At 65.2% G+C, this 12,364-nt stretch carries 10 protein-coding genes and 1 pseudogene; 8 read left to right on the top strand and 3 right to left on the bottom strand.

The features are described 5' to 3' along the window. Positions 1 to 329 precede the first annotated feature (329 nt). From B2W55_RS26720 to B2W55_RS26740, 5 genes are all read left to right on the top strand, one after another. The gene (locus tag B2W55_RS26720; RefSeq protein WP_024579665.1) at positions 330 to 2,645 is read left to right on the top strand and encodes a bifunctional salicylyl-CoA 5-hydroxylase/oxidoreductase; all 2,316 of its coding nucleotides are present in this window, start codon (positions 330 to 332) and stop codon (positions 2,643 to 2,645) included. Next, complete coding sequence (locus tag B2W55_RS26725) at positions 2,642 to 3,421, top strand: SDR family NAD(P)-dependent oxidoreductase (RefSeq protein ID WP_024579666.1); 780 nt, start codon at positions 2,642 to 2,644, stop codon at positions 3,419 to 3,421. The genes B2W55_RS26720 and B2W55_RS26725 overlap by 4 nt, the downstream gene beginning before the upstream one ends. 11 nt (positions 3,422 to 3,432) lie before the next feature. Continuing rightward, positions 3,433 to 4,272, top strand: coding sequence for an enoyl-CoA hydratase family protein (locus tag B2W55_RS26730; RefSeq protein ID WP_024579667.1), 840 nt, complete (start codon positions 3,433 to 3,435; stop codon positions 4,270 to 4,272). 1 nt (position 4,273) lies between these two features. Next, positions 4,274 to 4,669, top strand: coding sequence for a RidA family protein (locus tag B2W55_RS26735; RefSeq protein WP_024579668.1), 396 nt, complete (start codon positions 4,274 to 4,276; stop codon positions 4,667 to 4,669). A 281-nt stretch (positions 4,670 to 4,950) separates the two neighbouring features. Continuing rightward, complete coding sequence (locus B2W55_RS26740; RefSeq protein WP_024579669.1) at positions 4,951 to 6,192, top strand: flavin-dependent oxidoreductase; 1,242 nt, start codon at positions 4,951 to 4,953, stop codon at positions 6,190 to 6,192. Between the two features lie 153 nt (positions 6,193 to 6,345). On the opposite strand, the gene B2W55_RS26745 is transcribed toward B2W55_RS26740, so the two are convergent. Continuing rightward, positions 6,346 to 6,801, bottom strand: a complete 456-nt coding sequence (locus B2W55_RS26745; protein ID WP_024579670.1) for a cupin domain-containing protein — start codon at positions 6,799 to 6,801, stop codon at positions 6,346 to 6,348. A 74-nt stretch (positions 6,802 to 6,875) separates the two neighbouring features. Beyond that, positions 6,876 to 8,042 (bottom strand): ABC transporter substrate-binding protein, encoded by a 1,167-nt coding sequence (locus B2W55_RS26750; RefSeq protein WP_024579671.1) that lies wholly within the window; start codon positions 8,040 to 8,042, stop codon positions 6,876 to 6,878. 272 nt (positions 8,043 to 8,314) lie between these two features. On the opposite strand from B2W55_RS26750, the gene B2W55_RS26755 reads away from it, so the two are divergent. The 3 genes from B2W55_RS26755 (at position 8,315) to B2W55_RS26765 (ending at position 11,423) form a co-directional block, all read left to right on the top strand. Beyond that, positions 8,315 to 8,809 carry a MarR family winged helix-turn-helix transcriptional regulator gene (locus B2W55_RS26755; protein WP_024579672.1) on the top strand — a complete coding sequence of 165 codons (495 nt, stop codon included), beginning with the start codon at positions 8,315 to 8,317 and terminating at the stop codon, positions 8,807 to 8,809. 3 nt (positions 8,810 to 8,812) lie between these two features. Next, the gene (locus B2W55_RS26760) at positions 8,813 to 9,628 is read left to right on the top strand and encodes an alpha/beta hydrolase (RefSeq protein ID WP_024579673.1); all 816 of its coding nucleotides are present in this window, start codon (positions 8,813 to 8,815) and stop codon (positions 9,626 to 9,628) included. A 151-nt stretch (positions 9,629 to 9,779) separates the two neighbouring features. Beyond that, positions 9,780 to 11,423: a benzoate-CoA ligase family protein gene (locus B2W55_RS26765; RefSeq protein WP_024579674.1), complete on the top strand. Its 1,644-nt coding sequence runs from the start codon at positions 9,780 to 9,782 to the stop codon at positions 11,421 to 11,423. Positions 11,424 to 11,470: 47 nt separating this feature from the next. Here the strand turns inward: B2W55_RS26765 and B2W55_RS26770 are convergent. Beyond that, a pseudogene (locus tag B2W55_RS26770) lies at positions 11,471 to 12,364 on the bottom strand (MFS transporter); the annotation flags it as partial.

Below are 12,364 nucleotides of genomic sequence, written 5' to 3' on the forward strand. Positions count from 1 at the left end.
CGCGAAGCGAGAACCCGGAATCCATTGCGCCGCCGTTGGTGCGGCCGATGGATTCCGGGCTCAACGCTTCGCGTCGCCCCGGAATGACAGAGACAAGCCGCATTCCACACTGTCATCGCCCGCGAAAGCGGGCGATCCAGTACGCCGCGGCCTATCGGTACAATCACAGCCGCCTCTGGAATACTGGATCGCCCGGTCAAGCCGGGCGATGACGAGCGTGGAGCAGGGCGGCAACCGGCCTTGACAATTATTTTAAGTATAAAATAATATGCCGGTATCGGCTGGCGGGAGAAACCTGCCCCGGCGGCCGGACCCAACGGGAGAACGCCATGCGCATCGTTTGCATTGGAGGCGGGCCGGCCGGGCTTTATTTCGGCATCCTGATGAAGCTGCTCGATCCCGCGCACGTCGTTTCCGTGGTCGAGCGCAACCGGCCCTACGACACGTTCGGCTTCGGCGTGGTGTTTTCCGATGCGACCATGGACAACATGCGCAAATGGGATCCGGCCACCGCCGATACCATCGAACAGGCGTTCAACCATTGGGACGACATCGAGGTCCTGATCAAGGGCCGGCGGATGCGCACCACCGGCCACGGCTTCGTCGGCATCGGCCGCAAGCGGCTGCTCAACATCCTGCAAGCACGGGCCGAGGAGCTCGGCGTCGAGCTGATCTTCGAGCGCGAGGTCAATTCCGATCTCGAATTCCCCGACGCCGATCTCATCGTGGCGTGCGACGGTGTGAACTCGAAGACCCGCGCCAAATACAGCGACGCGTTCCAGCCCGACATGCTGATGCGGCCGAACCGCTATATCTGGCTCGGCACCAACAGGCCGTTCGATGCCTTCACCTTCGACTTTCGCAAGACCGAGCACGGCTGGTTCCAGGCGCACATCTACAAATTCGAGGAGGGCGCAGCGACCTTCATCGTCGAGACCACCGAGGAGGCGTATCTCGCCCACGGCCTCGACAGGATGGAGCAGGGCGAATCCATCGCGTTCTGCGAGAACGTGTTCGCCGAAATCCTCGAAGGGCATCATCTGGTCTCCAACGCGCGACACCTGCGCGGTTCGGCCTGGCTGTCGTTCCCGCGGCTGATCTGCGGCAAATGGACGACGTTCAACGGCAACAGCCATGTCGTGCTGATGGGCGATGCCGCGCACACCGCGCATTTCGCGATCGGCTCGGGCACCAAGCTCGCGCTGGAGGATGCGATCGAGCTGACCAACCAGTTCAAGCAGCACGGTGCGACGCGGGACAGCATTCCCGCGGTGCTGAAGGCGTATGAGGAGCTGCGTCGGGTCGATGTGGCGCGGATCCAGAACGCGGCGCGCAACGCGATGGAATGGTTCGAGGTGGTCGGCTCGCGTTATGCCGATACGCTGGAGCCGGAGCAGTTCATGTATTCGCTCCTGACCCGCTCGCAGCGGATCAGCCACGAGAATTTGCGGCTACGCGACAGGGCATGGCTCGAAGGCTATGAGCGCTGGTTCGCGGAGCGCAGCGGCGTGCCCGCCGGCAATGACCGCGTCACCCCGCCGATGCTGACGCCGTTCCGGATTCGCGGCCTGTCGCTCGCCAACCGGATCATCGTCTCGCCGATGGCGATGTATTCGGCGGAGGAGGGCGTGCCGAACGATTTCCATCTGGTGCATTTCGGTTCGCGCGCGCTCGGCGGCGCTGGTCTCTTGTTCACCGAGATGACCTGCGTCTCGCCGGAAGCGCGGATCACGCCCGGCTGCTGCGGGCTGTGGAATGACGAGCAGGCGGTGGCCTACAAGCGGATCGTCGACTTCGTGCATCGCAACTCGCAAGCCAGGATCGGCATCCAGCTCGGCCATGCCGGCCGCAAGGGCTCGACCCGCGTCGCCTGGGAGGGCATGGACGCGCCGCTGCCGGACCACAACTGGCCGCTGGTGTCGGCGTCGCCGGTGCCTTATCTGGCCGACGGCCAGGTGCCGGAGCCGATGAGCCGCGCCGAGATGGACGAGGTGCGCGACCAGTTCGTCGCAGCGGCACGGCGCGCCGCCAGTGTCGGGTTCGATATTCTGGAGCTGCATTGCGCCCACGGCTATCTGCTGTCGAGCTTCCTCTCGCCGCTCACTAACCGCCGCACCGATGAGTATGGCGGTTCGATCGAGAACCGCGCGCGTTATCCGCTGGAGCTGTTCCGTGCCATCCGCGCGGTGTGGCCGGAGGGCAGGCCGATGTCGGTCCGGCTGTCCTGTCACGACTGGGCCGAGGGCGGCAACACACCGGAAGATGCGCTGGCTTTTGCGAAGCTGTTCAAGGACGCGGGTGCCGACCTGATCGATTGCTCGTCCGGCCAGGTCTGGGCTGACGACCATCCAGTCTATGGCCGGCTCTACCAGACGCCGTTCGCCGACAAGATCCGCAACGAGCTCGGCATCGCCACCATCGCGGTCGGCGCGATCTCGGAGGCGGACCACGCCAACTCGATCATCGCCGCCGGTCGCGCCGACCTCTGCGCCATCGCGCGGCCGCATCTCGCCGACCCGGCCTGGACGCTGCACGAGGCCGCGAAGATCGGCGTCAAGCAGATCGCCTGGCCGAAGCAATATGTGTCGGGCAAATCGCAATACGAGGCCAATCTGGAACGCGCAGCCGCGGGGGTGAAGGCATGACACGCTTCTGGCCCAACGCACACGCGCTGGTGACCGGTGCCGGCTCCGGCATCGGCGCCGCCACGGCGATCGCGCTGGCAAACGCCGGCGTACGCGTCAGCATCACCGGGCGCCGGATCGATGCGCTGAAGACGACGGCATCGTCGCTCGGCAAGCCGGCGGGTGCCGTCGTGTCGATCGACGTGACCGACGAAGCCGCGGTGACCAAGGGTGTCGCCGAGATCGAGGCCGCGGCCGGCCCGATCGATATCCTCGTCAACAATGCCGGCAAGGCCGGCAGCGCGCCGTTCGACAAGACGAATGCGGCGTTGTGGGCGGACATGCTGGCGAGCAACCTCTCCAGCGTGTTCCTGGTGACGCACGCGGTGCTGCCCGGGATGGCGCAGCGCGGTCGCGGGCGCGTGATCAATGTTGCCTCGACCGCGGGGCTCACCGGCTATGCCTATGTCTCCGCTTATGTTGCCGCCAAGCACGGCGTCGTCGGCCTGACGCGCTCGCTGGCGCTGGAATATGCGCGGCGCGGCGTCACCGTGAACGCGGTTTGTCCCGGCTACACCGACACGCCGCTGGTGGCCGATGCCGCCGCCAACATCGTCGCCAAGACCGGCCGCAGCGAACAGGAAGCCCGCGCCGCGCTGGCAAAGGTCAATCCGATGCAGCGGCTGGTGACGCCGGAGGAGGTCGCCGACAGCATCCTCTGGCTGGCCTCCGAAGGTGCATCGTCAATCAATGGACAAGCCGTCGCGGTTGCCGGCGGCGAAGTCTTTACCGGGTGAAGGAACACGCCATGTCCGAGATGAAAGCCAAGCTCCGTCCGTTCAAGGATTATCCGGCAAAACACTTCCGCTGGTCGACCGACGCCAGCGGCCGTGTCGCGACCATCACACTGAACCGGCCAGACAAGAAGAACCCGCTGACCTTCGAATCCTACGAGGAGCTGCGCGACCTCTTCACCAACCTCAAATACGCTTCCGACGTCCGCGCCATCGTGCTGACCGGTGCCGACGGCAATTTCTGCTCCGGCGGCGACGTGTTCGAGATCATCGAGCCGTTGACGCGGATGGCGATGCCGGACCTGCTGGCCTTCACCCGGATGACCGGCGAGGTGGTGCGCGCGATGCGCAAATGCCCGCAGATCATCGTCGCCGCGATCGACGGCATCTGTGCGGGCGCCGGCGCGATGCTGGCGCTGGCCTCCGATCTCAGGCTGGCGACGCCACAGGCCAAGACCGCCTTCCTGTTCACCCGCGTCGGCCTTGCCGGCGCCGACATGGGCGCTTGCGGATTGTTGCCGCGCGTGATCGGGCAGGGCCACGCCGCCGATCTGCTCTACACCGGTCGCGCGATGAGCGCCGACGAAGGGTTTGCGTGGGGCTTTCATAATCGCCTGGTGCCGGCGGCCGAGCTGGCCGCCGCCGCGCAGGACATGGCGCGCTCGCTCGCGGATGGCCCATGGTTCGCGCATGGCGTGACCAAGACGATGTTCAACCAGGAATGGGCGATGGGCGTCGACGAGATGATCGAGTCCGAAGCGCAGGCACAGGCGATCTGCATGGTGACCGGCGATTTCCGCCGCGCCTTCGAGGCCTTTGCCGCCAAGCAGAAACCCGCCTTCGAGGGCAATTGAGATGATCGAGAACCTGCAACCGGAAGGATGGGCCAAGCCGATCGGCTACGCCAATGGCATGGCCGCACGCGGCAAACAGCTCTTCATCGCGGGCCAGATCGGCTGGAACGGGCAATGCGTGTTCGAGACCGACGATCTCGTCGCGCAGATCGGCCAGACCCTGCGCAACATCGCAGCCGTCGCCGCCGCTGGCGGCGCGAGGCCCGAGCACATCGTGTCGATGACCTGGTACCTCGTCGACCGCAAGGAATATTCGGCGCGGCTGAAGGAGATCGGCACCGTCTATCGCGACATCATCGGCCGGCACTTTCCGGCGATGACCGCGATCCAGGTTGCCGGCCTGATCGAGGATCGCGCCAAGGTGGAAATCCAGGCCATCGCGGTGCTGCCGGATTAACTATGATGCGCCGCTAAACCCGTCATCCTGAGGAGCGCGGTACGCGCGTCTCGAAGGATGCACGGCCCGGCTGGTGGCCGTCGACCCTTCGAGACGCCGCTTCGCGGCTCCTCAGGGTGACGGGGATAGAAGGGAACGCGCTGTGAGAACGTTAATCCTAAGCCCAACCCTCGCAGGTCGATCCCAGCACGGGACGACAAACCCGCTTGCGGCCGAGTAACCGGCCATGCGACCCTAGGTCAAAGCGTAAAAACGTCCTGTTGTGAGTGGAGTAAGGGACGATGAAGGCGATTATCGTCGGAGGCGGGATCGGGGGCCTCACCACCGCGCTGATGCTGCGCTCGCGCGGCATCGCTTGCGAGTTGTACGAGCAGTCGGAGACGATCCGCGAACTCGGTGTCGGCATCAACACATTGCCGCATGCGATTCGTGAGTTGGCGGGGCTCGGCCTGCTCGACAGGCTCGACGAGGTCGCGATCCGCACCCATGAGCTGTTCTATCTGACGCGGCATGGCCAGCAGGTCTGGCACGAGAAGCGCGGGCTCGATGCCGGCCACGACGTGCCGCAGTTCTCCGTTCATCGCGGTCGCCTGCAAGGCGTGATCCACCAGGCGGTGATCGACCGTCTCGGCGCGGATGCGATCCGCACTGGTTGCCGGCTCGGCTCCTTCACCCAGGACGAGGGCGGTGTCTCGGCCTACTTCTTCGATCGCAGCGGGGCCCATGTGCACACCGCGCGTGGCGACATCCTGATCGGTGCCGACGGCATTCATTCCAAAGTACGGCAGACGCTGTTCCCGGACGAAGGCGGGCCGTGCTGGAACGGGCTGATGCTGTGGCGTGGCGCCACCGACTGGCCGGCCTTCCTGACCGGACGTTCGATGATCATCGCCGGCGGGCTGAACGCCAAAGCCGTGATCTATCCGATCGCGCCGGGCTCGAGCCCCGCGAGCCGGCTCACGAACTGGGCGGTGCTGGTACGGATCGGCGACGGCTCCTCGCCGCCGCCGCGGCGCGAGGGCTGGTCCAATCTCGGCCGGCGCGAGGAGATGATGCCCTATGTCACCGGGTTCACGATCCCGCAGGTCGATTTCGCCGGCCTGATCAACGCGACGCCGGAGTTCTGGGAGTATCCGTGTTGCGATCGCAATCCTTTGCCCTATTGGTCGAGCGGACGCGTCACGCTGCTCGGCGACGCCGCGCATCCGATGTATCCGGTTGGCTCGAATGGCGCGTCGCAGGCGATCCTCGATGCGCGCTGCCTCGCCGACATGCTGGCGCGATCGGAGCATCCGCGCCAGGCGCTGGCGGCCTATGAGCGGCAGCGTTTACCGATGACCGCCGATATCGTCGCCTCCAACCGCCGCGGCGGACCGGAGGGGGTGATCGACGCCGTCGAGCAACTCGCCCCGCAGGGCTTTACCGACGTCGATACCATCCTCAATTACGAGGCCCGCGAGGCGATCGTACGCGGCTACGCGGCGAAGGCCGGTTTCGCTGCGCGCGTGGTGGCACGGCAGTAGAAAGCAAATATCCGATCCGTCACCCTGAGGAGCGCGAAGCGCGTCTCCAAGGGTCGACGGCCACGAGCGGGGCCGTGCATCCTTCGAGACGCCGCTTCGCGGCTCCTCAGGATGACGGAGTAGCCGTTGCGCGGGGATGACGGAGAGAGTTTCCTAGCCGGGAGGCGGCGGCAGGAAGTGGATGTTGTGCTCCGCGGCGAGCCGCACCACGTCGTCCGGGTTCTGCTCCTTCATGTTGTGGATCGCCCAGAACAGGTCATAGAGCCTGCGGGTGGGTGAGACCCAGAACAGCGTCTTGGCGGTTTGCTGCGACTTGTTGAAGATGCCGTGCGGCTTGCCCATCGGCAGGCGCACCAGGTCGCCGGGTGTCGCGGATTCATCGGCGCCGTCGAGCATGAAGTCGAGCTTGCCCTCCAGGATGTAGAGATATTCGTCCTGGTCGGGATGGATGTGCGGCGGCACGAAGGTGCCCGGCGGGAAGGTGGCGTGCCAGGAGAATGAATGCTCGGTGCGTGTCTTCGGCACGTAGGTCTGGCCGAGGATGCTCCAGGAAATGCCCTGCATGCCTTCATTGGCGCGGGTGATGCCGGCGATCTCGTCTTTCGTCATGTTTCCCTCTCTTTTGTTTGACGCGTTTTCTTCACGCGAACCGGTATCCACTTCGCTTGAAAACGCTGTGTGTCCTACTTGGCGGCGCAGTCCTTGGCGTAGCGGTCGCCATAGTTCGAGAACACCTTTTCGACGATCTCGGTCTGGAATTTGCCGTCCGGCCGCTTCGCGACCTTGGTGAGATAGAAATCCTGGATCGGATAGCCATTGTTGTTGAACTTGAAGTTACCGCGCAGCGAGGTGAAGTCGGCCTTCCTCAGCGCCGCCGCGACCGCGTCCTTGTTGGAGAGATCACCCTTCACCGCCTTGACCGCGCTGTCGATCAACAGCGCCGCGTCATAGGCCTGCATGGCATAGGTGCCGGGCACGCCGTTGTAGGCGGCCTCATAGGCGGCGACGAACTTCTTGCTTTGGGGATTGTCGAGGTCAGGCGCCCAGTTCGCTCCGCCGAACATGCCGACCGCGGCGTCCTGCTGCGCCGGCAGGGTGGACTCGTCGACGGTGAAGACGGAGAGCACCGGCACGGTGGCGCCGGCCTGCTTGTACTGCTTCACCAGGTTCACGCCCATGCCGCCCGGCATGAAGGTGAACAGCGCGTCCGGCTTCAGCGCGGCGATCTTGGACAGTTCAGGCTGGAAATCCAGCGTGTTCAGCGGCGTGTAGGACTCCTCGACGATCTCGCCCTTGTAGTCGAGCTTGAAGCCCGCGACGGAATCGCGTCCGGCCTGATAGTTCGGCACCAGCAGATAGACGCGCTTGTAGCCGCGGTCCTGCGCCACCTTGCCGAGGATCTCGTGCACCTGGTCGTTCTGGTACGACGTCACATAGAAGAACGGGTTGCATTCCTTGCCGGCGAAGCTGGAGGGGCCGGCATTCGGGCTGATCAGGAAGGTCTTGCTGTCGGTGACCGGGCGATGGATCGCCAGCAGGATGTTGGAGAAGATCGGGCCGACCACGAAATCGACCTTGTCGCGCTCGAGCAGGCCGCGCACCTTGACCACGGCCGCGTCGGGCTTGAGCTCGTCGTCGGCATTGACGATCTCGACGTCGCGGCCGGCCATCTTGCCGCCGAGGTCCTTGACCGCGAGCGCAAAGCCGTCGCGGACCTGCTGGCCGAGCGCCGCGGCAGGTCCGGAGGTCGTCACCAGCACGCCGATCTTGATCTTCTGCTGTGCGGCTGCCGGGGTCGCCGCGATCCCCAGCAGCGCCGCCAATCCCACGAGTTTCGTCAGATGCCTCATGTCACTCCCCCAAAGCATAGTCGTGATGCCTTTCCAGCTTGGCCGCAGCTTAGTCTGACGCGCGCAACCGCTGCAAGCGATGTGGCACGGCGTCAGGTCGATGGCGGCGCGACATGCAAGCGCCACGCCAATTGCTTGAAGTCTAAAGAAATTGCAGGATTGCCGCGATGCATCGCGCAGGATTCGCAATTGTCCTTGCGGGGCGCTGCGAATTGCTTGAAGCTCAAACCAATCGGTCCGACCGGAACCCGCCGCGGAGGCATGATCGCCGCATGATCCTCGATTCCGAAACCAAAGCCGTCGAACTGCCCGACGATCACGGCACCGAGCTCAGGCTGTGGTTGCGCCTGTTGACCTGCACCACGCTGATCGAGGGCGAGGTGCGCAGCCGGCTGCGCGAAAAATTCGACGTCACGCTGCCGCGGTTCGACCTGATGGCCCAGCTCGACAAGGTGTCCGACGGCATGACGCTGTCGGATTTGTCGAAGCGGATGATGGTATCGAACGGCAACGTCACCGGGTTGGTCGAGCGCCTGGTGGAGTCGGGCCATCTCGATCGCCGCACCTCGGAGACCGACCGTCGCGTGCAATTCATCCGGCTCACGAAACTCGGCCGGGCCGAATTCCGCAAGATGGCGGCCGAGCATGAGAAATGGATCGCCGATATCTTCGGCGACCTCTCGCCGAAGGATATCCGCGAACTGATGCGGCTGCTTGCCAAGGCCAAGGGTTCAGCGCAGCGCTCCGCCAAGGCGAGGACCGCTTAAGCCGTGAGCGAGATCGATTACGAGGTCGAGTACAACAACCGGGCGCGGGTGCCGGAGAATCCGGCGTTGATGGCCGGCTGGGCGAGGGACGCAGCCGCCTATCGCGAACAGCATCCGCCGCGGCGGCTGAGCTATGGTCCGGGCGAGCGCAACGTCATCGACCTCTTCCAAGGTGATCGCGACGGTCCGATCGTGGTCTTCATCCACGGCGGCTACTGGCAGGCGCTCGACGGCTCGTCGTCGAGCCACTGCGCGCGGGGCCTCAACGGCCACGGCATCAGCGTCGCGGTGCCGAGCTACGATCTCTGTCCCAACGTCTCGATCGACGACATCATCGGCGAGATGCGTGCGGCGTGCCGCGAGCTGGCTAGGCTCGGCCGGCCGCTCGTGGTGTCGGGCCACTCCGCCGGCGGACATCTTGCCGCATGCATGCTGGCGACCGATTGGCCGGCCTATGATGCGTCGCTGCCGGGCAAGCTAGTCAGGGCTGCTTACGCGATATCAGGCCTGTTCGAGCTGGAGCCGCTGGTCGGCACCAGCATCAACAAGGCGCTCGGCCTCGACCGCGCCGCAGCGAGGGCGGCGAGCCCGTTGTTCTGGACCGCGCCGGCAGGCGCCACGCTCGATGCCGTCGTCGGCGGCGCCGAGAGCGCCGAATATCACCGGCAGAGCCGGACCATCGTCGATGTCTGGGGCGGAGCGGGCGTTGCGACACGGTTCGGCACCGTGCCCGATGCCAATCATTTCACGGCGATCGCGCCGCTCGCCGACCCGGCGTCGGCGATCGTCGCGCGGCTGAAGCAGCTCACGCAGGTCTGAGAGTACAGGGGGCACGGTCATTCTCCACCCTTGCGCCAAATTATTTTAAGTATAAAATGATTGGCGATTGGAACGCTGCCGGGCGTCCTCGATACTGGTCTTCTCGATATTGGTCTTTGGCCTTTCTGGATGGAAAGCGAGGGGCGATCGAATGTCAGATGAATTTCCCGGGCTCGGCCCATCCGGGCATGTCGACGATTTCGCGCGGCGCAACCTGCCGCCGCCAGGGCAATGGCCGCAGTTGCTGCTCGACCGTCCCGAGTTCAGATATCCCGACTATCTCAACGCCGCGGTCGAACTGACCGACCGCATCGTCGCGCAGGGCATGGGCGATCGCATTGCGCTGATCGGCAACGGCCGCCAGCGGACCTACAAGGAATTGACCGACTGGTCGAACCGTCTGGCGCATGCGCTGGTGGAGAATTACGGCGTCAAGCCCGGCCATCGCGTCCTGATCCGCTCGGGCAACAACCCGGCGCTGGTCGCGGCTTGGCTCGCGGCCACGAAAGCCGGCGCCGTCGTCGTCAACACCATGCCGATGCTGCGCGCCGGCGAGTTGACCAAGATCGTCGACAAGGCCGAGATCTCGCTGGCGCTGACCGACAGCCGCATCGCCGACGAGCTGGTGGCCTGCGCCAAGACCAGCAAATTCCTCAAGCAGGTGGTCAATTTCGACGGCACGCAAAACCACGACGCCGAGCTCGACCGGATCGCGCTCAACAAGCCGGTCAGATTCGATGCGGTGAAGACCGGTCGCGACGACGTTGCGCTGCTCGGCTTCACCTCGGGCACCACGGGTGAACCGAAGGCGACGATGCATTTCCACCGCGATCTGCTGATCGTGGCCGACGGTTATGCCAGGGAGGTGCTCGGCGTGACGCCCGACGACGTGTTCGTCGGCTCGCCGCCGCTTGCCTTCACCTTCGGCCTCGGCGGGCTTGCGATCTTCCCGCTGCGCTTCGGCGCCACCGCGACCTTGCTGGAGAACGCGGCGCCGAGCGAGATGATCCGGATCATCGAGACCTACAAGGCCACGATCTGCTTCACCGCTCCGACCGCCTATCGCGCGATGATGGCGGCGATGGACAAGGGCGCCGACCTGTCGTCGCTGCGGCTCGCGGTCTCGGCCGGCGAGACCTTGCCGGCGCCGGTGTTCGAAAGCTGGACCAGGAAGACCGGCAAGCCGATCCTCGACGGCATCGGCAGCACCGAGCTGCTGCATATCTTCATCACCAACCGCACCGGCAGCGCGGTCGGTGGCACCACCGGCACGCCGGTCGCCGGCTACGAGGCGAAGATCGTCGACGAGGAGATGAACGAGCTGCCGGCGGGGCAGGTCGGCAAGCTCGCGGTGCGTGGCCCGACCGGCTGCCGTTATCTCGCGGATTCCCGGCAAACCAAATATGTCCGCGACGGCTGGAACATCACCGGCGATGCCTTCGTCAGCGACGAGCACGGCCGGCTGTCGTTCGTGGCGCGCGCCGACGACATGATCATCTCGGCGGGCTACAACATCGCCGGTCCCGAGGTCGAGACGGCGCTGCTCGGCCATCCCGATGTTGCCGAATGCGCCGTGATCGGCGCACCCGACGAGGAGCGCGGCCAGATCGTCTCGGCGTTCATCGTGCTGAAACAGGGCGCGCGCAGCGACGATGTCGAGATCAAGCTGTTGCAGGATCACGTCAAGGCGACCATCGCACCATACAAATATCCGCGCGCGATCGCCTTCGTCGAGGCGCTGCCGAAGACCCAGACCGGCAAGATCCAGCGCTTCAAGCTGCGCGAGGCCAGCTAGGAATCGAACGGCGGCCTGAAGCCGCCGCCCGGGGGAAAAGCGAGAGGTCAGTGCGCCGCGCCGCCGCCGGCGGTGTTCTTCGGCTTGCCGGTCAAGAGGATCGCGATCGCGGCGAGCACCAGCACGATACCGATCACGGCGAAGGCGTCGCTGAAGCCCAGCACCAGTGCCTGGCGCTTGACGATGTTGCCGATCGCCACGATCGCCTGGTTGTGTGCGGTGGCGGGGTCGGCGACGCCGTGGCTCAGGAAGTAGTTGGTGACTTCGGCGATCCGGGTGCGCACTTCCTCGCGGCCGAGGTGCACGGACTGGCCGATGATGTTGGAGTGGAACTGCTCGCGCTTGGTGACGATGGTCGACAGCAGCGCCGTGCCGATCGCGCCACCGAGGTTGCGCATCATGTTGGAGATGCCGGAGGCCGCCGGTGCATCCTGCGGCGCGACGCTGCCGAGGCTGACGGCCGACAGCGGCGCCAGCATGATCGCCTGGCCGATCGCGCGGACGATGTTCGGCACGAAGAACTGGTCGCCGGAGTAATCGAGCGACATCTGGATGTTCATGAAGGACGAGACCGCGAACAGCAGCATGCCGGTGAAGGCGATGAAGCGGGCATCGAAGCGCTGCATCAGCTTCGGCACCAGCGGGATCAGGATGAGCTGCGGCAGGCCGGTCCAGGCCAGCACCTGGCCGATCTGCTCGGCGTTGTAGCGCTGCACCTGGCCGAGATAGGCCGGCAGCAGATAGACCGAGCCGAACAGCGCGAAGCCGACGAACACCGCCGAGATGGTGCCGAAGCCGAAGCTGCGCTGGGTCAAGAGGCGCAGCCGGATCAGCGGCTTCTCGACCACGAGCTCGATCCAGATGAACAAAGTGAGGCTGGCGGCTGCGATCACAGCGAGCTTGACGATGAACGGCGAGCCGAACCAGTCGTCCTTGTTGCC

The sequence above is a fragment of the Bradyrhizobium sp. UBA2491 genome, from assembly GCF_002341725.1.
Classification (GTDB): Bacteria; Pseudomonadota; Alphaproteobacteria; order Rhizobiales; family Xanthobacteraceae; genus Bradyrhizobium.